Here is a 24,519-nt window from a genome sequence, read left to right as displayed (position 1 = left end):
TGAAAGGGGCAAACAACTGTATAAACGACGGAGTCAGACCATTGAGCGCAGCTTCGCTGACGCCAAAGAACTTCATGGGCTTCGTTATGCACGCTACAGGGGGCTTGCCAAAGTCAGAGAGCAATGCCTCCTTATTGCCGTGGCTCAAAACATCAAAAAAATGGCCTTGCTCCTCTCGAAGAGAGGAAAAGGCTTTGTGATCCGCCTAATTTACCAAATCTAATTTCCTTTATCTGTTTATTCCCCATAAACATGCAACCCCTGGCGCTTTTCTTGCGAAAAGAGCCAGGGGGTTTGTCATCAATCTCAGCACCCTTCGGGGTGCTTTTTTTCATGGGTTTGAAGGCTTGCGGGGATTTGGATCTGAGAATGTGCCGTTGCCTCTCACCTATCAATCTTTTCCGGAATAGATTGTTAGAAAACAGAAAGGGAGTGGTGAGACCATGCCTCTTGTTGTCATCGATCCGGGGCACGGGGGGAGCGATCCCGGCGCCGTCAACGGCAGTTACCAGGAGAAAAATTACACGCTCAGCATCGGGCTGAAGGTCAGGGACTACTTGCTGGCCAACTATCAGACCAATGTGCTGATGACGAGGACCACGGATACGACGGTGAGCTTGGCGAGCCGGACCAATTTGGCCAATTCCAACAACGCCGACTATTTCTGTTCCATTCACATCAATGCCGGCGGCGGAACGGGCTGGGAAAGTTACATCTATAACGGAACCGTCTCCCAAAAAACCATCAACGCGCAAAACACCATCCACAGCACGGTGATGAACGCCATCGGCAGCAAATACGGAGTGAGGGACCGGGGGAAAAAGCGGGCGAACTTCCACGTCCTGCGGGAAACCGCCATGTCGGCAATCCTCCTGGAGAACTTGTTCATCGATCACTCCAATGATCTGAAGCTTTTGAACAACTCGGCTTTCATCACCGATCTTTCCCATGCCATCGGGGAAGGAATCGCCAAGGCCCTTTCCCTTTCCAAAAAAGTGCTGTACAAAGTGATTGCGGGCTCCTTCAAGGATCGCCAGAACGCCGAGAATCGCAAAAACTATCTGTCCAGCAAGGGGATTTCTTCCGTGATCGTGGAGGTGACGATCTCGGGGGAAACCTGGTACCGGGTTCAGGCCGGTGCCTTCTACTCCGAGGCGGAGGCGGAAGCCCGCCTGAAGCAAGTGAAAGATGCGGGAATCAGTGATGCCTATATTTTGGCGGGTTGAAAGTCCCCTGCTTAAAGCAGGGGAGGGATCGGCGGCCGTCGACTCCCCAGGGAGTACGACGGCCTTCGTTTTTTTCATCCGTTTTTCCATCGAATCGAAACGGAGCGGCGCGGGACTTTTCCTTCCTTCGGGCGGGCGGCAGCTTCGGGGCGGATCCGTGATAAAAACTTTTTTGCGCCCTTCATGACGAATGGTTTTTCTTCGGGATGGAGGATGAAGAGCCTCCGGGGGTGCCGTCCCCGCCGCAAGCGATGGAAATTTTTTCGGCTATTCGGCGGATTGAAGGGGAGAATATTCCAAAAACCCTTCTGCCGCTTCGCTCATTTTCGCGTTTCGCGTGCCACCTTTTGACTCTGAAGGACGTCCGTTATGCGAAGGAGTTCAAGAAGTCGAATTCATCAAATGAAAGAAAGGGTGTTTCAGGTTGAATCGGATGAAGCGATGGATCCAAGGATTGGCCATTTCGATGCTCACACTCCTTGCACTGGCCGCGCCCGCGTTTGCTTCGGAACCTCCGACCTCTGATCCCGCGCCGGATATTCTGGTTCGTCAGATCATGGGCCTGGCCTTTGAATCCCAGCAATCGATCAACAGCGTGCCCTTTGCCGCCGGCGATTCGCTGAAAAAGGTGATCAAAAAGTGGGGGCCGCCGGAAGACATAAGCACCGTTGCGGCCAACTATTGGAGCCGCAATGTGCGGTTCATCTATGATGGTTCAACGGGGAGAAAAACGATTGTCGCCATCGAAGATTTCGGTCCGCAGCTCAAGACCATTCATCTGTCCGATGTGAAGGGCTTGATCGGCAACCCCGACAGCGAAAAGGAACAGGAAGGAAACTATTACGTCACCTATTCCGATAAAGAAAACTTTACGGTGACCTTTGTGTTTCAGAGCGCATTTTCCAATCCCAACCCCTCTCTCGAAATGTACATTTTGGAAAGGCCCGGGCTGGAACTGAAGCAGAAGTGACCTTCCTCCTGCGAAAAGGGGCGGCCGCCTCAGATCGTTGACAGAGCATCAGGAGGGAGCGATTTTCCACCGAGCGACTTGGCCGCTGCACGGTGTCGAGGCGGAACATCGCTTCCCGACTCCCGGGCTTAGAGGTTTGTCGCTGTCCCGGGCGGCCGTCGGCCGCCTTTTTGTTTTTGGATGGATCTTTGAGAAGTCCTCTTCTTGAATCATCCGAAAGGGATGGAAGGGGATCAAAATCGGCGGCTTATACATTTTAGAATATTCTATAAAAAGAAGGAATTTACCGTTTTTAATTTTGTATAAGGAGGAATTTCCCGTTTTATGTTGAATAGAAATGAATGTAGACAATATTATCAATTTGTTAAAGATTGAGGTGTGTGGATGGACAAGGAGACGTTGTTGAGTAGGCTTCGCGGGAAACTGATCGTCTCTTGTCAGGCATTGGAGGATGAACCTCTTCACGGAACTGCAATCATGACGGCCATGGCCCGGGCGGCAAAGATCGGTGGTGCGTCGGCGATCCGGGCCAATGGCAGGGAGGATGTCCAGGCGATTCGGCAAGTTACAGGGTTGCCGGTCATCGGGATTGTGAAGCGGGTCTATCCTGACAGCGAAGTCTACATCACTCCAACGGAGAAGGAGGTTCAGGAATGTTTGGAAGCAGGAGCGGATGTTATCGCCATGGATGCTACGCTCCGGCATCGTCCGAAGGGGGTGACACTCAGGGAACTTCTTCGCCGGATCCGAGAAAACAGCGAGTGTTTGGCCATGGCGGATGTATCCACTGTGGAGGAGGGAGTGGCCGCTGAAGAAGCTGGATTTGACTTGGTGTCCACAACCTTGTCAGGATACACACCGTATAGCCGCCGTGCAGCCGGTCCCGATTTTGAGCTGATTCGCAATTTGTCCGAACGATTGTCCATTCCGGTCATCGCCGAGGGTCGAATTGCCACTCCGCAAGAAGCGAGAAGAGCGATTGAGTTGGGTGCCCACGCCGTGGTGGTGGGAACCGCGATTACACGTCCTCATGTGTTGACCCGTCGTTTTGTGGAGGCATTGAAAGGAGAGTGTGTTGATGAGTGTCACCGGAAAGACAAGTGACATTGAATTAAAAATATCCAGCAACTGGAATGCCTTCACCAAGGCGGAGAAAAAAGTGGCATCCCGGGTGATGGAACAGTTCGACCAAGTAATCTACCATTCCATCACCGATCTGGCGGAAGAAGCCGGGGTGGGGGAAACGACCGTGCTCCGCTTTTGCCGGAAGCTGGGTTTCAAGGGATACCACGAATTCAAGCTGGCAGTGGCTGCGGATCAAGTGAATTCCGTCGCCAGCCTACACGAAGATATTGACGAAAACGACGAACTCCAGGTGATGGTGCAGAAGATTACCATGGCCAACCAGAAGGCATTGCAGGACACCATGGCGTTGATCGATCGTGATCAGTTGGCGAAGGCGATCGACATGATGCTCCAGGCCCGTAAAGTTCACTTCTATGGAGTGGGGACCTCCGGGATCACAGCACAGGACGCGTTGAACCGGTTCCTCCGGATCGGTTTTCCTGCGGAGGCATTTACTGATTCCCACCTCCAAGCCATGGCTGCTGCCACCCTTACCTCAGAGGATGTGGCGGTGGGGATCACTGTGTCAGGAAGCACCAAGGATACCGTTGACGTCTTGAGAATTGCGCGGGAAAGCGGCGCCCGTACCGTGGCCATCACGCATTTTGCCCGATCCCCGGTTTCTCAGATTGCCGATGTGGTGCTGTTGACCGGCGGAAGGGAAAGCCCTCTGCAGGGAGGATCCCTTGCTGCAAAAATTGCCCAGCTTCACGTGATCGATCTTTTGTTCACCGGCATTGCGATCCGTTCGAAAGAACGGGCGCTTTACTACAAGGAAAAGACGGCGAAAGCGGTGGTGGACAAAATTTATTGAGGTGGGAAACGTGCAGTGTATGTGATCGGGTTGGACATTGGCGGGACGGAGATCAAGGGAGCGGTGGTGGACCGCCGGGGGGAAATGGTGTGCGAGCAATCGATTCCCACTGAAGCCCTGCAAGGACGGGAGCGGATTTTGGAGAACTTGTTCCGCCTGATCAATCAGTTGAGGCGGGGCCGTCCGATCTACGGGATTGGGATCGGCAGTGCCGGACGGATCAACGTGCTTGAAGGCAAGGTGGAATTTGCCACGTCCAATTTGCCTGGGTGGCAGGGACTTCGCTTGAAGAACATTGTGGAAGAGCGGACCGGGCTTCCCGTGACGGTGGACAACGATGTCCACATGGCGGCACAGGGAGAAAGATGGAAGGGGGCGGCAGAAAATCTAACAACTTTTGTGATGCTGACCATTGGAACCGGGGTGGGCGGTGCTTTCGTTCACCGGGGGGAACTGGTGCGCGGGGCTTGCTGGAGCGCCGCTGAATGGGGCCACGTGGTACTGGTCCCCGGAGGAGAAGTGTGTAATTGCGGTCTCAGAGGGTGTCTGGAGCAGTACCTTTCCGGTCCGGCCCTCATCCGACGAGCCCGCAGAGAAACGGGACGGGAGTATCGTCATGGGAAGGAAGTGTTTGATGATTTTTGCCGTGGGGACCCGAGAGTGCAGGAAGTTATAGAGGGTTATCTGGAGGATCTGAAAGTTGCTTTGCATAACATTCAGCATGCTTATGACCCGGAAGCAATTGTGTTGGGCGGAGGTGTGTCGGAGTCCCTCCGTCATCCGGAAGTGAAGAGACGGTTGGATCAGCAATGTGGGAAAAGTCCGGTTCCAATACGGTTGATTTGGGCGGAACTGGGCAATCGGGCCGGGGTGGTCGGGAGTGCGAAATGCGCTTGGGAGTGCATCCAAAACCATGATTTGGGAGGGAAATGGACATGAGAGTTCGCAAATGGGTCTTCAGCTGTCTGTCTTTATTGGTGCTGTTTTTCTCGACTGCGTGTTCTTCCGGGGCAACCGAAGGCGATCAGGTGACGATCGAATTTTGGACAATGCAGCTTTCCCCCACATTTGATGAGTACATCAAGGGTGTGATTGCCGATTACGAAAAGCAGCATCCCAACGTCAAGGTAAAATGGGTCGATGTTCCCTGGGAAAGCATGGAGCAAAAAATGTTGTCTGCGGTGACAGCCAACAAAGCGCCGGATGTTGCCAATCTAAATCCCCAGTTTGCCGCCAAGCTGGCGGAACTGGATGCCCTTGTCAACATGGATGAGGCTGTTCCTTCCGAAGAAAGGGCCAAATACTTCGAAGGGGTATGGAAGGCCAATTCCTTCGATGGGAAAACCTTTGGAATTCCTTGGTATTTATCTACCCAAGTGACAATGTATAACCGGGAGATGTTCAAGGAAGCGGGTTTGGATCCGGATAAACCGCCGACAAATTTTGAGGAACTGGCCGAAGTGGCGGAGAAAATCAAGGAAAAGACCGGAAAATATGCGTTCATGCCGGCAATGGATGAATCTCATTTTATGGAGTATTTGGTGCAGATGGGGGTGGATCTCACTACTGACGACGGGAAAAAAGCCGCATTTAACACACCGGCTGGAAAAAAAGCCTTTCAGTATTGGGTGGATCTCTACAAGAGAGGCCTGATTCCCAAAAACAGCATCACCGAAGGGCATGGCAAAGCCATTGATATGTACCAGGCAGGGGAGATTGCCATTCTTCCATCTGGTCCACAGTTTTTGAAAATCGTCAAGGAAAACGCACCGAAGATTGCGGAGGTGACGGCTTCCGGTCCTCAAATAACCGGTGATTCCGGAAAAATGAACGTCGCGGTCATGAATCTGGTAGTGCCGAAGCAGAGCAAACATCAGAAGGAAGCGGTAGATTTCGCCCTGTTCATAACCAATGCGGAAAACCAACTGAAATTTTGCAAATTGACGGCGATCCTGCCTTCCGTGAAAAAGGCTGCGGAAGATCCGTATTTTACTAAATTGCCCGATAACGCGGAACCGATCGACGAAGCCCGAATCATCAGCGCATCTCAATTGCCCAAGTCAGAGGTGTTGGTACCGCCCTTAAAGGGTTACGACGATCTGAAGAAGGCAATGAACGAAGCGATGCAATCGGCATTACTGGGCAAAAAATCGGTTGATAAAGCATTGGCGGATGCGGAGAAGAAGTGGAACGAGATATTGGCAAAGCCTTAAGTGGTCCGCGTTCTTCACTATCCAGGTTTTGTTAGTGTGGAAACCTTGAGGATTGCCGGCATGGAGATGAGAAATGAATGAAACATCATCCCTTAACCCCGTATATGTTTTTGCTCCCTGCGATGATCCTGTTGTCGGCGTTTGTGTTTTATCCGGCTCTGGAAGCTTTTCGTCTGAGTTTTACCGACTACAACATCATCAATCCGCCCCAATATGTGGGGACGGAGAATTACGAAAAGTTATGGAAAGATGGCACTTTTTGGCTCACTTTGAGAAACACCTTTCTGTATCTTTTTGTAGTTGTGCCGGCGTTAGTGGTGCTGCCGCTGATTTTGGCCATCGTCGTGAACCGGAAACTGAAGGGAATTGGTTGGTTCCGAACCGCCTATTATGTTCCGGTGGTCACATCGATGGTCGTTGCCGGGTTGGCTTGGAAATGGGTGTTTGCGGAAAAAGGGGTGCTGAATTTTTGGTTACAGGCGCTGGGAGTGATCGACTCTCCTGTCGAGTGGCTGACCAGTGAAAATTTGGCGATATTCTCCGTTATGGCTGTGACCGTCTGGAAAGGGCTTGGATATTACATGGTCATTTATCTGGCAGGTTTGCAGAGCATTTCGAAGGAACTGTACGAGGCGGCTAAGATGGACGGTGCTGACGGCTGGAGAAAGCATTGGTACGTGACGATTCCCATGATGAAGCCTTCCATTCTGCTTGTCGCAGTAATGTCCTCCATTGCCGCGATGAAAGTGTTTGAAGAGATCTATATCATGACCGGCGGAGGTCCGTTGAACGCCTCAAAGACCCTGGTTTTCTACATTTATGAGCGGGCCTTTGACAGTTTGGATATGGGATATGCCAGCGCGATCGGTTGCGTCCTGTTTGTTATTGTCTTGGTGCTTTCCATTCTTCAAATCAAGATCGCTGAACGAAGGGAAATGCATGTCTAAGGGGGGAAAGCAGTGCAGACATCCGGTGTGAGGGCGGAAGAACGACAAACCGCCCAAATGAACCGCCGGTCCGGCACTCGCTGGAGAGGGGTGGTACGCCGGGCGACGAGTGCCATCCTCTGGTATGTGATGTTGACCGGCCTTGCAGTGCTGATGATCGGGCCTTTTTTGTGGTTGTTGGCAACAGCCTTCAAGTCCGGATCCGAGAACATCTTTGAATTTCCTCCTAAGTTCCTTCCGGAGCAGCCCACATGGGACAACTTTATCAAGGTGTGGAACAGCCACCCCTTCGGGCGGTATTTGTTCAACAGTACTTTGGTGGCGGTATTGACGGTGTTGGGCAATGTGATCTTCTGTTCCTTGGCTGCGTATCCGTTGGCCAGGATGAAATTTAGGGGGCGGAATGTGATCTTTTTCGCCATTTTGAGTACGATGATGATTCCCTTTCAATTGACCATGATCCCGGTGTACCTTCTCGCTCTGAAGCTGAACCTTACCAACACTTACTTAGGGTTGGTGCTTCCTCATGCGGTCACAGCCTTTGGAATCTTCCTGATGAGGCAGGCTTTTCTGACCGTTCCGAAGGAATTGGAAGAAGCGGCCCGTATGGATGGTTGTAACACATTCGATATTTGGTGGCGTATACTCCTTCCGCTTGTAAAACCATCGGTCACCACATTGGCCATATTCACCTTCGTCTTCTCGTGGAGTGATTTTTTGTGGCCGTTGATCATTCTGAACGACCCGGAAATGTACACCTTGCCTTTGGGAGTCGCGTTTCTGTCCAATGCTTTTTCCTCCAACTGGCGACTGATTGCGGCAGGCTCCATCATTTCCATCGTTCCAGTGATCGTTCTGTTCCTAATGCTGCAGAGATATTTTATACGCGGCTCCATCCAGGGTGCTCTAAAGGGGTGACGATATGGAAACCATTCCATATGCGCGCTATATTCCCGTCAAGGGAATGTATGATGTTGTGGTAATAGGTGGTGGTTGGGCCGGAGTGGCGGGAGCGTGTGCTGCTGCGCGGGAGGGGGCCCGGACCTTGTTGGTGGAGCGGTACGGATTTTTGGGAGGAATGGCGACGGCGGGGTTGGTTGGTCCTTTTATGCCTTTCCATGTGGAAGAAACCCCTCTGGTCCAGGGGATTTTCCAGGAGATCCGAGACCGCGTGGTGAAAGAGGGGGGGTCCGTAGGCGGAAGCAGGGGATTCGATGTGGAGATCCTAAAGCATGTCCTATACTGTACATTGCGTGATTATGGAGTGGGACTGCTCTTACACACTCAACTGGTGGACGCCACGCGGGAAGGGAAGCGAGTGAAGGAGGTGATCCTGTTTAATAAATCCGGATTGGCGGCCTACCGGGGAAAGTATTTTTTGGATGGGACCGGGGATGCTGATTTGATTGCTCTGGTCGGTGGAGAATATGTGGTGGGGCGGGAGGAAGACGGTCTAACCCAGGCGATGACGTTAATGTTCAAGATTGCGAATGTGGACATTGACCGGGTGCTTGCATATTGCCGTGCCCGTTCTGAACATTTCATGTTTATTGAAGAGGATGAACTGATTTCCATCGCCGGGTTCAAAGATTTGGTCGCACGCTACAAGGAAGCGGGAAAGTTTCCATTGCCCCAGGATTACGTGTTTTTCGTTACCACCAACCGTCGGGATGAAGTGCTGGTCAACACAACCCGGGTAATCATGAAGAGCGGATTGAAGGGAGAGGACCTGACCGATGCGGAGGTGGAGAGCCATGCCCAAGCTCAAGCGGTGTGGCGGATGTTGAAGTCGGAGGTCGATGGATTTGAGGATTCCTATATTTCCGCTACCGCTCCCCAGATTGGGATCCGGGAGACGCGCAGAATCGTGGGGGAGTACGTAATGACCCGGGAAGACATTCTGGGGGCACGAAAATTTGACGATTGCATCACCCACGGGGCCTACCCCATAGACATTCACAATCCCAAAGGGCCCGGTGGGGAGCTGACTCGCATTCCTGAAGGGGAGTATTATGACGTTCCTTTTCGTTCACTGATTCCCAAGGGATTGGATAACGTTCTGGTGGCGGGGCGATGTCTGTCAGCCACCCATGATGCTCACGCTTCCGTCCGCATCCAAGCTACTTGCGCGGCGATGGGGGAGGCCGCAGGTTGTGCCCTGGGAATGGCTTTGAAGGAACAATGCAACCTTCGGGAGCTGGATGTGAAAAAACTGCAAGAAAAACTAAAGGGTTACGGACATGTGATCCGACCGGATGTAAAGGCCCGGACGGAAACAATTCGCAGGCGAAGGAAAAAGTGAGCGGCTCTTTTTTGAATGTTATGAAGAGAAGGGGTCCATTCTTTTTCCACGGGGGGATGTGAAATGAAAAAATGGTTCGCTTTGTCGTTTGCCTTTCTTTTGATTCTAGTGACCGCGATGCCTGCCGTGGCATCCGGAAACGACCAAGCCCGCCATCGGGTGCTGCAAAATTTGGTCAAAAACGATGCGATGAAAGCGCGAATTCTATGGGTTGATCTGGCCGCCAATCTCTTCGCATTGGATACGCAGGAAGAGGTGCGCGATATGGTAGAAAAAGCGGCCAAAGCTCATTTCGACACGCTCATCCTGGATGTGAAGAACTACACGGGTTATGTAGCCTATCCGAGTCATATCGCTCCACATATCAGCACCTCCCGAATTGATAAATATCAAGGCTATCCGAAGGATTACGATTTGTTGTCTAACGTGCTGAAGGAAGCGCATAAACGAGGCATCAAAGTTCATGCAGCGATCAATGTGTTTTCTGAGGGCAACAATGATTACAAGGATGGCCCTGCCTTCAAGCATCCCGAATGGCAAAGCGTGTTTCAAAGGGCGGTGCGGAAAGTAAAGGCTCCTGACGGAAGCACATACGATCTGGCGGGGGTGAACACCGAGCGGGGAGCCAACCAGCTCGTCCTCTATACACCGGAAAAATACAAGGTTTCTCCGGCGAACCAGTGGGGAGCCGAGGCGCAGGTGGTAAACGGGGTCGTCACGCAAGTGGTGGATCGAGTCCATGGCGAACCTCCCTTGGAGATTCCCGAAAACGGAGTGGTGTTGTCGGGGCACGGGGAAGCGAGAGAATGGATTTTGGCCCATTTGAAGGCGGGAGATACCGTAGACATGGATGTTGTGGAAACCAAACTGGTTCCCGCTTCAGAATATCCGTCTTCTTCCGTTTTCGTGAACCCTATTCGCGCGGATGTTCAGGAGTATGAACTCGACATCATCCGGGAAATTCTCGATAACTATGACGTCGACGGCATTGTGCTGGACCGCGCCCGCTATGCCAATGTGTATGCGGACTTTAGCAATCTATCCAGAAAGAAATTTGAAGAATATATCGGAGAAAAGGTGAAAAATTGGCCGGAAGATATTTTTTCCGTAACATTTGCCGGAGGAGAGGAGAAAATTGTTCCCGGTCCACTCTATCAAAAGTGGATTGAATGGAGAGCCGGAAACATCCGTGACTTCTTCAGAAAAGCGGAACGACTCGTCCATGAAAAAGATCCGTCTTTGTTCTTCAGCACTTATGTGGGCGCATGGTATCCGCTATATTACAGTGAAGGGGTGAACTGGGCAAGCAAAACGTACCAGCCGGATTACGACTGGGCATCCCCGGATTATCATAAGACGGGTTACGCCGAAATGCTCGACTTTCTGATGACAGGCAATTATTTCTCCGAAGTCACCCGGGAGGAAGCGGAGGAAAAAGGGAATCCGGATTGGTACAGTGTCGAAGGGTCTGCCGATATCGCCATGGATGTTGTCAACGAAGCAACCTTCGTCTATGGAAGTCTGTACCTGCTACAGTACAAGGATCGACCGGATCAATTCAAACGAGCTTTGGAGATGGCCTTGAGTAAAACCCACGGGATCATGCTGTTTGATCTAATCTACCTGGAAGAATACAACTGGTGGCCGATTGTAGAAAAAGCATTTGCAAAGCCTGCACGCCCTCCCCATGAAAATCCCGGACTTCGGAAATTGATCAGTGGGGATTGATGATTGACGAAACGGATGAACCTGATCTTACAGGACAAGGGTATCGTTGGCAATTCGGATGCGTTTGAAGACGAAGGAGGCTGCCGGATGGGGAGGATTGGTCTGCTTCCTGCGGATGCCCGCCCGGTCACCCGCGATTTGCCTGCCCAAGTGGCGGCGGTTGCCGGATGGGAAACGGCACTGCCCCCGAGGGAGTGGTTGGGTTTTTTGAAGACTTCGGGGGACGTTGAACGATTGTTGGATTGGATGCGGGAGACAGCTCACCAAGTGGATGGGTGGGTCATCTCCTGCGACATGATGGGTTATGGAGGGTTGGTTCCATCCCGGGTTTCCACCTTGTCGGAGGAGACCGTTTGGCGCCGTCTGACCAGGTTGAAAGAGATCAAGATGCAAGATCCGGAGAAACCGGTGTACGCGTTCAGTTCAGTCATGCGCATCTCCAATTCCAATATCAATGAGGAAGAAAAGGAGTATTGGGCCGATTACGGTCAAAAGATCTGGGCATATTCCTTCTACTCCCACCGTTATGAGATCACGGGAGATTTATCCGACCGGATGAGGGCGGAAGCAGTGAGGAGGCAAATTCCGGAGAGGATTTTACATGATTATTTGGAAACCCGTTTACGACATTTCCGGATGAACCGTTACCTTTTTGAAATGGCGAAACAAGGGTGGATAGACTTTTTGGTGTTTTCACAAGACGATACCAGTGAATATGGGCTGAATGTCCGTGAACAAGGACAGATCCGGGAATGGATCAGGACTTCAGGCATGGAGAGGCGCGTGTTGGTTTACCCGGGGGCGGACGAAGTTGCCTGTACGTTGACCATGCGGATGATCCACCGATTTGAAGGGAGGTGTCCGAAGTTCTTTTCATTTTATTCCGGAGAGCGTGGCTCCCTGATCCGGACCATGTACGAAGACCGTCCCCTCGGGGAGACGGTTCAAGAACAAATAGTAGCCTCCGGGGGGATCCCTGTTCATCATCCGGAGGATGCCGAAGTGATTTTGGCGATTAACACACCCGGGAAAAAACAGGGGGATAGGGCACTGGGACTTTACATGGATCAAGTGGACACCCGAGACCGGGATCTTCCTGCCTTTGTGAAACAAATCATACAATATCTGGAGAAAGGAAAGCGGGTGGCAGTGGCGGATGTTGCCTATGCCAATGGCGCCGATCCCGTTTTGATTTCATGGTTGGAAGAGGCCGTTGATATTCCCTCTCTAGCGGGATTTGCCGCGTGGAATACTGCAGGCAATACCTTGGGAAACGTAGTGGCCCATGCCGGAGCCGTTCTTGCCCCGGGGTTTCACCGGCTGAGGCACGAGACTCTGCTCTTTTTGCGACTGTCGGATGATTACTTGTATCAAACCGTGGTGCGTCCCGAGGTGAAAGCTTGGGAGGAGAAACAGCGGGCGACTCCGGAAGATTGTCAGAGGGAGGTTAATCGGAGGATGCGGCCGTTGATGCAGGAATTGTTTTCACGGCATTTCGCCAAGAGGGAAGGCCGTCTCCGCCGATTGAAAGTATCGAGTATCCAACTCCCTTGGAGGCGTCTCTTCGAAGTGTGCTTGGATGTGGAGATAGAGACGGAGAAAGTGAATGAAAAGGGGTGAGCAAAATCGAATACCCGGTTGAGCTTCAGGTCGGGGATTTGACATTACGGGGCATGGTGCATCGCCCCGATTCTTTCCCGTATCCGATGGTGATCCTTTTTCATGGATTCACAGGCAATCGTGTGGATGACAAATTCTTATTTGTCCGGTTTGCTCGCAGGGTGGCAGCCAACGGATGGGGTTGCGTCCGCTTTGATTTCTCCGGCTCCGGGGAGAGCGACGGGGAATTCAAAGAAATGACCCTGGGCAGGGAGATCGAAGAGGGAAAAGAGATCCTGCGATTTGTCCGCCGGATGGAGGGCGTTGATCCCGAGAAGGTGTTTTTGTGCGGGTTCAGCATGGGCGGGGTCGTGGCGACGCACGTCGCAGCTTCGATGCCCGAGTGTGTCCGGGGGATGTGCCTGTGGGCGCCGGCGGGCAATATGCGGGAAATCGCGGAGGAGTGCTTCCGGACGGGCATTCCGCTTCCCGACGGCGGGGTGGATCTGGAGGGGATCGCTCTGGGGCGGCCCTTTTATGAAGAACTGAAGGAATGGGATCTTTATGAGGGAATTTCCTCCTACAAGGGTCCGGTTTTGATCCTGCACGGGGATCGGGATGAGTCGGTTCCGCTCAAATGGAGCCGGCGGTATTTGCAGGTGTACGGCGCGTCGGCCCGCCTGCATTCCATCCGGGGAGCGAATCACGTGTTTTCCCGAATCTCCTGGAGGGAAGAGCTGTTTTCCGAAAGCATCGCCTTTTTCAAAAGCGTTCTCGGGTCGGAACAAGGAGCCTGATCGGAAACGCCCCAAAAAAAAAAAAAGCAAACGCACCGGGTGAAAGGTGCGTTTGCTTTTTAGGAGGGGACAAAGGCAGCGTGATGATAAAGGATGGATGGTTCATAACCGAACGGCGTCCTTTGACCGATGGATTCAGTCGTCGGCGGAAGTGCTGTAACGGCTGCTGGAGATGTGGGGGGAGCTGGAGGACCATATTCTGTTGCTTTCCCACCCGCAGTAAGGGGGGCGGTGGGGATGGCGATGGCGGTGGGGAGGTTTGTGACAGCTTCTCTTCATATGTTTCATGATTTTGTAGGCTCTTTTGACGTGATGATAAGCTTCGTGGAAGCGGGGATCCATGGCACAGGGATGGTGGTGGGGCCAAGGGTGCATCATGGGTGGATGGTGGTGGCCGGAAAGAAATCGGAACATGCGCTTTTCACTCCTCATGTGGGATTTGGACGGGTCAACCGCACCGTACACTGATATCATATGTGGGTCGTTCCGCGGCGCCACGGGGAAGATGGCCCATTTTGCGGGCGGGATCAATCCGGCGGGGCTTTCACGCGGCCGGAGGCGGGGACGGCGCCGGATTTCATCGGAATTTTTCGGGGCGATTCGACTAAAACACTCAAATAACACGAAAGAAGTTTTATTTTACGACAAGTGGGGAATATTTATCACAAGATTCTTACAAGCTTGACCATGGAATGGACACGAAGCCCGTTGTGATATACATTGGAACGGGAGGGACGAGAGGGGTGCACCGTTTTTGAAAAATGCCTGATTTCTCGGATATCTCCCGCATATATTGCATAGTGTTGACGGGAGGGTAGACGATGCGACCGAAGGTGTTGGTGACGAGGAAATTGCCGCAGCAGGCGCTGGAGCGGTTGGAGCGGCACTGCGACGTGGATCTGAACGGGGAGGACCGTCCTTTGACCCGGCAGGAACTGTTGAACCGGATCCGGGACAAGGACGGGATTCTCTCGATGCTGACGGACCGGATCGACGCGGAATTGATGGATGCCGCTCCAAAGTTGAAGGTGATCAGCAACTACGCGGTGGGATTCAACAACATCGATGTGAAGGAAGCCACCCGCCGCGGGATTCCCGTGACCAACACGCCGGGAGTGCTCACCGAATCGACGGCGGATCTGACCTGGGCTTTGATCATGGATGTGGCGCGGAGAGTGAGCGAAGGAGACCGGGTGACCCGAGCCGGCCGGTGGCCCGGATGGTCTCCGATGTGGATGCTGGGACAGGATGTCCACGGCGCCACCCTGGGGATCATCGGGATGGGACGGATCGGCAAGGCGGTCGCCCGCCGGGCGCGGGGCTTTGACATGCAAGTGATTTATTATTCCCGCACCCGCCTGCCCGAGGACGAGGAGCGGGCGCTTGGGGTCTCCTACCGTCCGCTGCCGGATCTGCTTCGGCAGGCCGATTTCGTCTCCCTGCACGTTCCCTACAGCGAAGAGACGCACCATCTGATCGGTGCCGCGGAACTGGCCATGATGAAATCGACCGCCTATCTGATCAACACGGCGCGCGGTCCCTTGGTCGATGAACGGGCCTTGGTCCGGGCGCTAAGGGAAGGACAGATCGCCGGAGCGGGCCTGGACGTGTACGAACGCGAACCGGAGTTGGCGGAAGGGCTTGCCGAACTGGACAACGTGGTGTTGTCTCCGCACCTGGGAAGTTCCACCTGGAGCACCCGCCTCAAAATGGCGGAATTGGCGGTGGACAATCTGCTGGCTCCCCTGCAGGGAAAACGGCCTCCCCATCTGGTTAACGAAGAGGTTTGGCGGCGGAAAGAATCCCTTTGAACTTGAACTTTTCAGGATCCCGCCGCACAAACCACAGGATGGCCAGGAGGAGCATGAGGGTGACGGCGATGCCGCCTTCCAGACCGAAGGGACCTCCAGTCAGCCAGTCGGGACCGTTTTCCGCGGCGATCACCGGAGAATGGGGTGTCAGTCGCGCGCCGGAAACCGGTAGGGATAACAGCTCCTGGGTCAGATTCCAGGTGAAATGAAGGCCGACAGGCATCCACAGGCTTCCGGTCGCTTCCCTGATGACACCCAGGAGGACGCCGGCGAGAAACAGATTGAACATCGGAAGCAGGGATGTGTGGGGATTGAGCAGGTGGAGAAGGGAAAAGAGCAGGGAAGTGGCGATGATGCCGCCCCATACGCCCAGGCGCTCCACGAGCAGGGTTTGTACATATCCGCGGGTGAAAATTTCTTCCCCTGCGGCGACCGCCAAAAAACCGGAGACGGCTGACAGAACGGAGAAGAGAACCGCTTTGTTCCAGCGGACGCCGGCCACTTCCAACCATGGACTCGGCCAAAGGAGGAGGAACAGCGTGCCGATCATCAGGATGCCGATTCCCGCTCCGACGGCGAAGCGGAGGAAAGAGACCGGGGCCAATCCCATTTCCCTCACGGGGCGCTTCTCAAAAACGATCCAGGCCAGGAAGGAGGCGCCGATGAAGGCCGCTTCCTGGGGGAAGATGGACCACCACTGGATCTGTTCCGCGGGGAACAAGGGGATGAGGGGCAGGGAAAGCAGAATCGTTCCCGCGATGGCCAGTCCAAGGGTGAGGAACAGTTTGCCGAACAATTTCAGCCATTCCATGGGGAGACCTCCTTAATCTTCACGGAAGAATGACGATTTCCAGTATAGGCGAATTCAAAAACGGGAGCAACAAGCGGCGACATAAGATCTTGGAAGATGCATTCAGATGTGCTAAGATACTTTGAAGTGCGACCGGTTCAGGATGCGGTCGGCGAACTCAGAAAAAAATTTTAGACAAGTGGTTATATGAAACCGCTTTCAGGGGTAATGAACATGGTGTATACGGCTTGTCCACCACTCCTCCCCGAGGGAGGCGATCCGGCATCCGGTCGCAGGCCCGGTGACCGATCCCGGGCCGAAGACCGCGGTGGATGATTCAAATTCCGGGAAGCGGGAATATTATTATGACGTGTGGCCGGAAACTCACAGGGTCGGCAGCGGGAGATCCCCCGGGAAACCCGGCTGCCGGGACAGTCGCCGGAGATCCCGACACGTCCGTCCCGGCCCGGATGCCCCCGCGGCTGTTTCAGGATTGCTTTCCGGAGGAGGAGGGTACTTATATTCGCGGAGACCTTTCCGACAAGCCGGGAAACCATGTTTCCGCCGTGCGCCGAAATCGTTCCCATCGGGCGTCTTTTCGGCGCCGGCCATTGCGCCGCCGACAGCAAAGGGGGTTTAATCCCTCCGGTTATCGATATACATGGAAAAATTTGCGCCGGACGGGAGTTCAGTTACCAGGCCATCTTGCATAAACAAACAATTTGGCCGACTAGGGAGGAATCGGTATGATCCAGAAAAAAGAGGTACTCTTGACCGAAGAAGGCCTTGAAAAAGTGATGGAGGAGCTTGAATACCTGAAAACCCACAAGCGGCATCAGGTGGCTCAACGTCTGAAGGAAGCCATTTCTCAGGGGGATCTCAGCGAAAACTCCGAGTATGATGCGGCCAAGGAAGAACAGGCCTTTATCGAATCCCGGATCATTACGCTGGAGAACATGATCCGGAATGCGAAGATCATCGATCAGAACGGGGATAAAAACTTCGTTTCCGTCGGTGCCAAGGTGACCATCCAGGAATTGCCCGACGGCGAGGTGGAGACATATACGATCGTCGGAAGCGCCGAATCGGATCCCTTGTCCCAGAAGATCTCCAACGAATCGCCGATCGGATCCGCGCTGATCGGAAAGCGGGTGGGGGATGTCGTCAACGTTCCCGCACCGGATGGAATGATCCAGTTCAAGATTTTGAAAATCGAATAACGATGACCTGGCAGGCACCCCGACGGGGTGCGCTTTCATTTGGCGCGGCGCTGTGGAATAAACCGGCACCGCCCTCTCCATAATAGTGGGGGAACCATGTTCTGGAAGAGGGCGGGATGCCGATGCGTAGGAGGGTTGTGATCACCGGTTTCGGCGTCCTCACGCCGATCGGCCTGGATCCGGAAACGTTCTGGTCCGGGTTGACATCCGGAAAAAGCGGTGTGGGGCCGATCACCCGCTTTGATCCGTCCGGATTTCCCACCACCATCGCCGCGGAGATCGACGGGTTCGATCCCCTGGATTACATGGATCGAAAAGAGGCGCGCCGCATGGACCGGTTTGCCCAGTACGGCTTGGCGGCCGCCCGACAGGCCCTGGAGCGGGCCGGTCTGAAGATTGAGGGAAGGGCCGCCGAACGGGTCGGGGTGATGGTGGGGACGGGCAGCGGGGGGCTGGACATGATCCAGCGGGAATACAGCCGCGTGCTGACCCAGGGACCGGATCGCCTCAGTCCCTATCTGGCTCCGGCCATGCTGGCGAACATGGCCTCCGGAGAGATTGCGGTGGCCACCGGCGCCCGCGGGATCTCGGCGGCGGTGGTTACCGCCTGCGCCACCGGCGCCAGCTGCATCGGGGAAGGGATGCGGGCCATCCAGTACGGCACGGCCGATGTCGTGATCGCCGGTGGAGCGGAGGCGCCGATCACGCCCCTCGGCCTTGCCGCCTTTTCCAAAATTCGCGCCTTGTCCCGACGAAACGACGATCCCGTGAGGGCATGCCGCCCCTTCGACCGGGATCGGGACGGTTTTGTGGCGGGAGAAGGGGCCGGTGTGGTCATTCTGGAGGAAGCGGAACACGCCCGGAGGCGGGGGGCGACGATTTGGGCGGAGTTGGCCGGCTATGGCGCCAGCACCGATGCCTATCACATCACCGCCCCCGATCCCGAAGGCTCAGGGGCGGTCCGGGCGATGCGCCTGGCTCTGGCCGACGCGGGGATGACGCCCGACCGGGTGGATTACATCAATGCCCACGGGACCGGCACCCGGTTCAATGATGCGATCGAAGCGGCGGCGATCAAGAAGGTGTTCGGGGAGCGCGCCCGCCATATTCCGATCAGTTCCATCAAATCGATGACCGGCCACCTGCTGGGAGCCGCCGGGGCGGTGGAATTGATCGCTTCCGTGCTGGCGATTCAAAGCGGAATCATTCCCCCGACCATCAACTGCGACCATCCCGACCCGGAACCCGACTTGGATTACGTCCCCCACCGGGCGCGGAAAAGGGAGGTACGGGTGGCGATGAGCAATTCCTTTGGTTTCGGCGGCCACAATGTGTGCCTGATCGTCAAACGATGGGAGGAATGACCGAAACAAAGGCGACGGGACCGCTCCCTTTCCTTGAAGGGTCGGAGGGGCTGAGCCGTTCGTCGCACGGTCGAAGCCGGGCGGCTCAGCCCCTCCGGTCCGTCTTACAGCCCCTGTTCCTTCAATTGATCAAGCAGCACCGTCAGCGGGCGGTCGGTCCGGTATTCCACCCAATGCTTCTGTACGTTGCGGATCAGCAGCCTGGGTGGATCCCAGGCGGACCGGGGCTTAGTTATGGCCATTTCCCGAATCGGATAGCCGACGGGGGAATCGGGAAGGACGACGGGAGCGGGGAAGCGAAACAGGAAATATTCGGCCGGCATTTGCGGAACAGAGGTGCCCGCCATCTGTTGGATTCCTTCCAGCACCCGTTCCACCTCCGTGTGGATGAGGCGGGTGACCGGCACCGGCCGGACATGGCCGGAACGGACGCGATACACCTCCACTTTGGATACCTTCGGAGGAACTTCCGCTGCCGCGTTTCCCCAGAAGCCGAGAAGGGCCGCAAGGAGGATCAGGGAACAGACAAAAATCCGATGGCGAAAGCGGGAAGGACAGGAGCCGGACAAAGACAATCCCTCCTTCGGAAAGGTTTCATTCTTTTCTTTTATAGTTTGCAGTCGGACACAAAGAAACATACCTGCCGCACGTCCGGGAAATCTCCGGTTTTATACCGTTTTTTCTATGGAGAAGGAGGCGCCGGCGGTGTATCATGGGATTAAGACATTTTGACCCGGGGCGGGGAGGTGGCGTGGTGAAGTCCTTTACCTTTGTACATACCGCCGATCTTCACTTGGACAAGCCCATGGAGGGATGGCGGGGGGGAAAAGACCGGCTTCGGGCCCGCCGGGAGGAGTTCCGCCGGACCTTCGAGCGGATCGTTGAGCTGGCAAAACGTCGTCAGGCGGATTTTTTGTTTATTGCCGGCGATTTGTTGGAACACCGATATGCCGGAAGATCGACGGTGCGATTCGTGATGGAGAAACTGGAGGAATTGTCCGGGACGAACGTGCTGATCGCGCCGGGAAATCACGATCCCTGCCGGCCCGACTCCTGGTATCGGACCGAGCGTTGGCCGGATCACGTGCACATTTTCTCCCCCGAATGGGAGCACCATTATTTTTCCGAATACAACCTTCACCTGTACGGAAAAGGGTTCGCTGACTACGAAGAATCCAGCCCTTCCCTGCCGGAGATCCGGGAGGAGGGGGGAAGGCGCATCCTGGTGGTCCACGGCACTTTGACGGACGGGGAAGAGTCCTCCCCGTATTTTCCCCTTCAGCGGGAGGCGTTGGCGAAGCTGGAGATGGATTATGTCGCCTTGGGACATATTCATCAGTCCTCCACGGTCCGGCTGTCCAATGAACGCCGGACCCTCGTCCGGTATCCCGGATCCCCGGAAGCGGTGCGCTGGAAGGAGACGGGGGAACGGACCGTGACGGTGGGAACATTCGGCGAGGACGGGTTGACGGTGGAGACCGTGGCGGTGCAAACCCGCCGCTGTGAAATCGATCGGGTGGACGTCACGGGCTGTGAGACGCCGGAGGAAGCCATCCGTCGGGTGATGGAGAAAGTTTCCGGGGAAGAGCGGGAAGCGTACCGTAGGATTCATTTTACGGGGCATCGTCCGCGGGATTGGGCGATCCCCGCCGATTGGGCGTCGGAGCAGCTGAGTCGGGCGGGATTTCATTATGCGGAATGCGTGGATGAGACCGTTCCCGACTACGATTTGGAGCAATTGCGACGGGAAACCGGGGTGGTCGGGGTATTTGTCCGCAGAATGGAAGAGCGCATCCGTTCAGCGGAACCCGAGGAACAGAGGTTGCTGAAACGGGCCTTGTACAAAGGACTGGACGCCCTGTTGAGCAGAGAGGTGGTCCGAGGATGAAGATCACGCGGGTCTTTTTTCGCGGTTTCGGCCGGTGGGTGGGTCAATCCTTCCGGTTTTCCGAGGGGATCAACCTGATCGAAGCGCCGAACGAATCGGGGAAATCCACCCTGCTTCAGGGAATGACGGCCTTGCTGTACGGCGCGAAAAGGGAAGGGGTGAACAAGCGCCAGCGGGCTTCCTGGCATGAACGCTTCCAACCCTGGCAGGGAAATGAATACGGCGGAGAAATCGATTTTCAGATCGGCGACCGGACGTACCGCCTCGTCCGTTCCCTGAATTGGCCGGAGGATCGGGAGCAGCTGGTCGATCTCAAAACGGGCCGGGACATCACCGGGGAGTTTCCCTTCGACGCCCGGAAGGATCGTCGGTTTATGGAGTCTCTTTTGGGACTTTCGAGGGAAATGTTTCGGCGCATCGTATTTCTCACCTCCGAGTCCCTGGCGGGGGAACAGCAGGTGGTGGAAAGGATTCGCCGGCTGATCGCCCAGGGAGAAGAAACCGAGATCACACCGGTCATCAACTTTTTGGAGTCGGAAATCCAGCGGATCGGAAAGACGCCCCAGGCCCGCACCAAACCCTACGGCATGGCTGTAAGCCGCAGGAACTCCCTGGAGCGGGATGTGATGGAGATCCGCTCGATGCTTCAGGAGCTGGACCGGGACAAACTGCGCCTGGGAGAGATGCGCGAGCGGCTCAGGGCGCTGAAAGCCGAACGGGAGAAGGCGGAAAAGCGGCTCAGTCGACTCCGGGAACGCCTGGATGCGGCCAAGCGGCGGACGGCGTTGGACCAGCGGCGAAAGGCCGCGTCGGTGCAGGCGGATTCGCTGCGGGAGAAACTGAATTCGCTGGCGGAACTGGAGCGGGAAGAGGCGGTCCTTCAAAGGAAAAGGGCGGAGGAGGAGCCGCCCCATCTCCTCACCCGGGAGGAGTGGGAAGAGCTGCGAAAGCTGGCGGAGGAGCGGAATGATGCCCGCCGCCGGCTTTCCGAAAACGCCGAGCGTTACCGGAAGGTGAAGGAGGAATTGGCCTTCCTGGAAGAGGAGAAGGGGTGGCTCCTCGAGCTGGATGAAGAAGGGCTGCAGCGGCATCTCTACCTCCTGGAGGAGGTGCTGAAGCGGGAGGAGGAGATCGTTCAGGCGGCGGAGGGCGAAGCGGAAGTGGGGGAGGACGAAACCGATCTCCGAAGGTTGGAAGAGGATTGCATGGCCATGTCCGACCTGCAGGAGCGGGAGGATGTTTACCGGCGGGAAAAGCGCCGCTGTGAAGAGGAAGTGTCCTTCCTCGCCAGACAGGTGGAACTTCAGGAACAGCGGCGGGAGCGGGAGAAGATGCTGCGCGAAGCGCTGGATGCCCTCACCCCGCCGGTTCCCACCGACGCGCCCTGGAAATGGATGTGGATCTCCGGCCTGGCGCTGACGGTGGTCCTGATCGTTCTCTGGCCCTGGGGATCGGTGGCTACCCTTCTCTTCTCCGCCTTTGCCGCCTATCGCTGGATGAGGCAGCGGGCGATGGACCGGGAGGCCTTGGAAAGTTGGGAGCTTCGGCGGCGGAAGTTGGAGGAAGATTGGAACAAACTGCAAGAGGAGGCGAAGTCGGACGGCGCCGGAACGGAAAAGTGGGACACGCAGCGGATGTTGCAGGATGCGCGCAATCACCTGGAACAACTGGAACGCGCATTGGATGACGTGCTCCGGAAGCAGGAAGCGATCCTTCGCCGCTGGGATGCCGGCTCGTCCCTGGATCTTTACCGGAAGCGGGACCGGATCCAGGAGAGAAAGCGGGAAGTGGAATGGGCCCGGTCCGCCCGCGAGAAAAACCGGAACCGGTTGGCGGAATTGCGCCGGGAGGCGGGAACCTGGAGCGAATCCCTTCTTAATCGGTTGGGACCCTTTGATCCGGAGGAGTGGCATGCTTCCTTGTCTCAGGTTCTCCGGGAAGCGCGGGAGGTGAAGGAGCGAGTCCGCCGCCTCTGGGCGGATTTGGAGACCCTTCGCGCCGATTCCTCCCGGTGGGAAGAGGTGCGGGCGGAAGCGGTCCGCCGGCTTCAGCCCTGGTTTGACCGGTTGGGGACCGACCAGCTTTCCGAATGGGAGGAATGGTTCCTGCGGAGTGAACGCGTCCGGGAAATGGATGAGCGGCTGAAGGAGATCGGGGAAAAGGTGGCCCGGCTCAAGCAGCTCCGGGAAGCGGAAGCATGGGATAAGCGGCTGGAGGAACTCGAGCGGGAGCTTGCCGAACTGGAGGAGCGCCTGCGCCAAGAGGAGAGCGAAGGGCCGGACGAGGAGGAACTCCGGAAACAGGTGATGCAGGCGGAGGCCGAATTCCGGACCTTGGAGGAGCGATGCCGGAAGCAGTCTGACGAAGTGCTTCGCCTTTCGACGCAGATTCACTCCCGTCTCGACCGGATCCCGCCCCTGTCCGATATGGAAACCCTGCTGAAGGAAGCGGAGGAGCGGGTGGCCGAGCTGGAGGAGGAGCGGAGGGCTCTGGAGATCGCCAAGGAGGAGTTGACCGCGGCGCTGCGCCAGGTGCAGGAGGATATCGCTCCCCGGCTGGCCCCCCATGCCTCCCATTGGATTCGGGAGGTGACCCGGGGGCGGTATGAAAACCTGTTGATCGATCCGACCGACGGAATCCGCCTCAGCGTCTTTGTTCCCGAAACCGGTGAGCGCAAGGAGATCGAACAGCTCAGCCAGGGAACGATCGACCAGATGTATTTCGCCCTGCGTCTGGCTTTGATCCGGCTCTTTTCCGAGGCGGGGAAGACGCCCCTGCCCGTCATTTTGGATGACAGTCTGGTTCACTTTGACGAAGATCGCCTGCGGGAGGCGCTCCGCATCCTCGGAAAGCTTTCCGGGGAACACCAGATCTTCCTGTGCACCTGCCAGAACCGGGAGCGCCTTCTGCTGGAGGAAGAGGGGATTGCCTTCCGCCGGATTCATCTGGAAACCTCCCCTCAGGCGGCCGCTTCCGGCACGAGATAAAGCAATGGTTGGAACAGGAAGACGGAAGCTGTGAAAAAGGCGGGTGAAGTGCCGTGCTTCCCAAGCATCATGTGGCAGCGACGGGGATTGTGCTCAACCGGGATGGAAAAGTGCTCCTCATCCGCCGCCGGGACAACGGGAACTGGGAACCTCCGGGCGGAGTGGTGGAACTGGATGACAGCCTGGAGGGCGCGGTGGTCCGCGAGGTGAAAGAGGAAAGCGGCGTCGAGGCGGATGTGATCCGGCTGTCCGGGGTATATAAAAACGTCGGAGCGAAGGGAAGATATGTGGTCAGTCTGGTCTTCCTCTGCCGGGCCGTCGGCGGAAAGCCGACCGCCGGGGATGAAACCCTTGAGGCCGGCTGGTTTTCGCCGGAGGAGGCGATGCGGCTCGTCTCCCGGGAGCGGATGCGGATTCGTCTTCAGGATGCCTTGAGCGGCCGGGAGGCGCCCGCCGTCCGCTCCTTTATGACCCCGGAAACGAGGAACTGAAAAAGCCCCCTGCCGAAGTGGTCAAGCCCCAAAAATGTAGACACGTAAAAACACCCGGCTTATGCGGCGTGCTGACGCCTGTATTCTACAGGCGTCAGCTTGTTTAATTTCAGTTGAAGCCGCTCCTCGTTGTAAAAACGAATATACCTTTGAATTAGGATTTGAGCCTGCTCAGTATCTTGGATATGATGGTGTTGGAGAGCTTCTGTCTTTAAGTGGGAGAAGAAGCTCTCGATTGGGGCATTGT

The 24,519-nt window shown here is 55.7% G+C and carries 23 protein-coding genes; 20 read left to right on the top strand and 3 right to left on the bottom strand.

Going from position 1 to position 24,519, the window contains the following annotated elements; all coding sequences use genetic code 11:
- The 15 genes from BM063_RS15750 to BM063_RS15680 form a co-directional block, all read left to right on the top strand.
- The coding region (locus tag BM063_RS15750) for a transposase (RefSeq protein WP_177199222.1) at positions 1-223 on the top strand (223 nt) is incomplete at its 5' end.
- Between the two features lie 220 nt (positions 224-443).
- Positions 444-1,226, top strand: a complete 783-nt coding sequence (locus BM063_RS15745; protein ID WP_092041253.1) for an N-acetylmuramoyl-L-alanine amidase — start codon at positions 444-446, stop codon at positions 1,224-1,226.
- Between the two features lie 433 nt (positions 1,227-1,659).
- Positions 1,660-2,196 (top strand): DUF4309 domain-containing protein, encoded by a 537-nt coding sequence (locus BM063_RS15740; RefSeq protein WP_143085405.1) that lies wholly within the window; start codon positions 1,660-1,662, stop codon positions 2,194-2,196.
- 384 nt (positions 2,197-2,580) lie between these two features.
- A complete protein-coding gene (locus BM063_RS15735; protein ID WP_092041247.1) occupies positions 2,581-3,300 on the top strand; it encodes an N-acetylmannosamine-6-phosphate 2-epimerase in 720 nt (239 codons plus the stop codon).
- Positions 3,275-4,135 carry a MurR/RpiR family transcriptional regulator gene (locus BM063_RS15730; protein ID WP_092041244.1) on the top strand — a complete coding sequence of 287 codons (861 nt, stop codon included), beginning with the start codon at positions 3,275-3,277 and terminating at the stop codon, positions 4,133-4,135. The genes BM063_RS15735 and BM063_RS15730 overlap by 26 nt, the downstream gene beginning before the upstream one ends.
- 15 nt (positions 4,136-4,150) lie before the next feature.
- The gene (locus BM063_RS15725) at positions 4,151-5,074 is read left to right on the top strand and encodes an ROK family protein (protein ID WP_092041241.1); all 924 of its coding nucleotides are present in this window, start codon (positions 4,151-4,153) and stop codon (positions 5,072-5,074) included.
- Positions 5,071-6,348, top strand: coding sequence for an ABC transporter substrate-binding protein (locus BM063_RS15720; protein WP_092041238.1), 1,278 nt, complete (start codon positions 5,071-5,073; stop codon positions 6,346-6,348). The genes BM063_RS15725 and BM063_RS15720 overlap by 4 nt, the downstream gene beginning before the upstream one ends.
- 77 nt (positions 6,349-6,425) lie before the next feature.
- Entirely contained in the window at positions 6,426-7,295 is an 870-nt protein-coding gene (locus BM063_RS15715; protein ID WP_092041236.1) for a carbohydrate ABC transporter permease, read from the top strand.
- Positions 7,296-7,307: 12 nt separating this feature from the next.
- Positions 7,308-8,213, top strand: coding sequence for a carbohydrate ABC transporter permease (locus tag BM063_RS15710; RefSeq protein WP_245752311.1), 906 nt, complete (start codon positions 7,308-7,310; stop codon positions 8,211-8,213).
- Positions 8,214-8,217: 4 nt separating this feature from the next.
- Positions 8,218-9,597 (top strand): FAD-dependent oxidoreductase, encoded by a 1,380-nt coding sequence (locus BM063_RS15705; protein ID WP_092041233.1) that lies wholly within the window; start codon positions 8,218-8,220, stop codon positions 9,595-9,597.
- Between the two features lie 63 nt (positions 9,598-9,660).
- Positions 9,661-11,325, top strand: coding sequence for an alpha amylase family protein (locus BM063_RS15700; protein WP_092041230.1), 1,665 nt, complete (start codon positions 9,661-9,663; stop codon positions 11,323-11,325).
- 87 nt (positions 11,326-11,412) lie between these two features.
- A complete protein-coding gene (locus tag BM063_RS15695; RefSeq protein ID WP_177199221.1) occupies positions 11,413-12,945 on the top strand; it encodes a DUF4127 family protein in 1,533 nt (510 codons plus the stop codon).
- A gap of 53 nt (positions 12,946-12,998) precedes the next feature.
- On the top strand, positions 12,999-13,721 hold the full coding sequence (locus BM063_RS15690; protein ID WP_281246710.1) for an alpha/beta hydrolase family protein: 723 nt from the start codon (positions 12,999-13,001) through the stop codon (positions 13,719-13,721).
- A gap of 237 nt (positions 13,722-13,958) precedes the next feature.
- Positions 13,959-14,189: a hypothetical protein gene (locus tag BM063_RS15685; RefSeq protein WP_092041221.1), complete on the top strand. Its 231-nt coding sequence runs from the start codon at positions 13,959-13,961 to the stop codon at positions 14,187-14,189.
- A gap of 353 nt (positions 14,190-14,542) precedes the next feature.
- Positions 14,543-15,532 (top strand): 2-hydroxyacid dehydrogenase, encoded by a 990-nt coding sequence (locus BM063_RS15680; protein WP_092041218.1) that lies wholly within the window; start codon positions 14,543-14,545, stop codon positions 15,530-15,532.
- On the opposite strand, the gene BM063_RS15675 is transcribed toward BM063_RS15680, so the two are convergent.
- A complete protein-coding gene (locus BM063_RS15675; RefSeq protein ID WP_092041215.1) occupies positions 15,495-16,343 on the bottom strand; it encodes a CPBP family intramembrane glutamic endopeptidase in 849 nt (282 codons plus the stop codon). The genes BM063_RS15680 and BM063_RS15675 overlap by 38 nt on opposite strands.
- A gap of 725 nt (positions 16,344-17,068) precedes the next feature.
- Here BM063_RS15675 and greA point away from each other — a divergent pair.
- The gene (gene greA, locus BM063_RS15670; protein ID WP_177199219.1) at positions 17,069-17,542 is read left to right on the top strand and encodes a transcription elongation factor GreA; all 474 of its coding nucleotides are present in this window, start codon (positions 17,069-17,071) and stop codon (positions 17,540-17,542) included.
- Between the two features lie 122 nt (positions 17,543-17,664).
- Entirely contained in the window at positions 17,665-18,906 is a 1,242-nt protein-coding gene (gene fabF / locus BM063_RS15665) for a beta-ketoacyl-ACP synthase II (RefSeq protein WP_092041211.1), read from the top strand.
- 104 nt (positions 18,907-19,010) lie between these two features.
- Here fabF and BM063_RS15660 read toward each other — a convergent pair whose 3' ends face one another.
- Complete coding sequence (locus BM063_RS15660; protein WP_092041208.1) at positions 19,011-19,475, bottom strand: hypothetical protein; 465 nt, start codon at positions 19,473-19,475, stop codon at positions 19,011-19,013.
- A gap of 185 nt (positions 19,476-19,660) precedes the next feature.
- Here BM063_RS15660 and BM063_RS15655 point away from each other — a divergent pair, with 185 nt between their 5' ends.
- The 3 genes from BM063_RS15655 to BM063_RS15645 are packed head-to-tail and all read left to right on the top strand — an operon-like array spanning position 19,661 to position 24,272.
- Positions 19,661-20,794: a metallophosphoesterase family protein gene (locus BM063_RS15655; protein WP_177199218.1), complete on the top strand. Its 1,134-nt coding sequence runs from the start codon at positions 19,661-19,663 to the stop codon at positions 20,792-20,794.
- Positions 20,791-23,781 carry an AAA family ATPase gene (locus BM063_RS15650; RefSeq protein ID WP_092041203.1) on the top strand — a complete coding sequence of 997 codons (2,991 nt, stop codon included), beginning with the start codon at positions 20,791-20,793 and terminating at the stop codon, positions 23,779-23,781. Before BM063_RS15655 ends, BM063_RS15650 begins: the two co-directional genes overlap by 4 nt.
- A gap of 53 nt (positions 23,782-23,834) precedes the next feature.
- Positions 23,835-24,272, top strand: coding sequence for an NUDIX hydrolase (locus BM063_RS15645; protein WP_092041200.1), 438 nt, complete (start codon positions 23,835-23,837; stop codon positions 24,270-24,272).
- Between the two features lie 59 nt (positions 24,273-24,331).
- Here BM063_RS15645 and BM063_RS15640 read toward each other — a convergent pair.
- The coding region (locus BM063_RS15640; RefSeq protein WP_143085391.1) for an IS3 family transposase at positions 24,332-24,519 on the bottom strand (188 nt) is incomplete at its 5' end.

Source organism: Planifilum fulgidum, assembly GCF_900113175.1.
Taxonomy (GTDB): Bacteria; Bacillota; Bacilli; order Thermoactinomycetales; family DSM-44946; genus Planifilum; species Planifilum fulgidum.
Note: the sequence above shows the minus strand (reverse complement) of the source record. Positions and strands in the feature narration are given on the sequence as shown.

Excerpts from the sequence above, each read along its gene's own strand:
- BM063_RS15745 (WP_092041253.1), top strand. The coding sequence starts at position 444 with ATGCCTCTTGTTGTCATCGATCCGGGGCACGGGGGGAGCGATCCCGGC.
- BM063_RS15715 (WP_092041236.1), top strand. The coding sequence starts at position 6,426 with ATGAAACATCATCCCTTAACCCCGTATATGTTTTTGCTCCCTGCGATG.
- greA (WP_177199219.1), top strand. The coding sequence starts at position 17,069 with ATGATCCAGAAAAAAGAGGTACTCTTGACCGAAGAAGGCCTTGAAAAA.
- BM063_RS15700 (WP_092041230.1), top strand. The coding sequence starts at position 9,661 with ATGAAAAAATGGTTCGCTTTGTCGTTTGCCTTTCTTTTGATTCTAGTG.
- BM063_RS15650 (WP_092041203.1), top strand. The coding sequence starts at position 20,791 with ATGAAGATCACGCGGGTCTTTTTTCGCGGTTTCGGCCGGTGGGTGGGT.
- BM063_RS15675 (WP_092041215.1), bottom strand. The coding sequence starts at position 16,343 with ATGGAATGGCTGAAATTGTTCGGCAAACTGTTCCTCACCCTTGGACTG.
- BM063_RS15680 (WP_092041218.1), top strand. The coding sequence starts at position 14,543 with ATGCGACCGAAGGTGTTGGTGACGAGGAAATTGCCGCAGCAGGCGCTG.
- BM063_RS15730 (WP_092041244.1), top strand. The coding sequence starts at position 3,275 with ATGAGTGTCACCGGAAAGACAAGTGACATTGAATTAAAAATATCCAGC.
- BM063_RS15705 (WP_092041233.1), top strand. The coding sequence starts at position 8,218 with ATGGAAACCATTCCATATGCGCGCTATATTCCCGTCAAGGGAATGTAT.
- BM063_RS15695 (WP_177199221.1), top strand. The coding sequence starts at position 11,413 with ATGGGGAGGATTGGTCTGCTTCCTGCGGATGCCCGCCCGGTCACCCGC.
- BM063_RS15690 (WP_281246710.1), top strand. The coding sequence starts at position 12,999 with ATGGTGCATCGCCCCGATTCTTTCCCGTATCCGATGGTGATCCTTTTT.
- BM063_RS15685 (WP_092041221.1), top strand. The coding sequence starts at position 13,959 with ATGGCGATGGCGGTGGGGAGGTTTGTGACAGCTTCTCTTCATATGTTT.
- fabF (WP_092041211.1), top strand. The coding sequence starts at position 17,665 with ATGCGTAGGAGGGTTGTGATCACCGGTTTCGGCGTCCTCACGCCGATC.
- BM063_RS15740 (WP_143085405.1), top strand. The coding sequence starts at position 1,660 with ATGAAGCGATGGATCCAAGGATTGGCCATTTCGATGCTCACACTCCTT.
- BM063_RS15720 (WP_092041238.1), top strand. The coding sequence starts at position 5,071 with ATGAGAGTTCGCAAATGGGTCTTCAGCTGTCTGTCTTTATTGGTGCTG.
- BM063_RS15735 (WP_092041247.1), top strand. The coding sequence starts at position 2,581 with ATGGACAAGGAGACGTTGTTGAGTAGGCTTCGCGGGAAACTGATCGTC.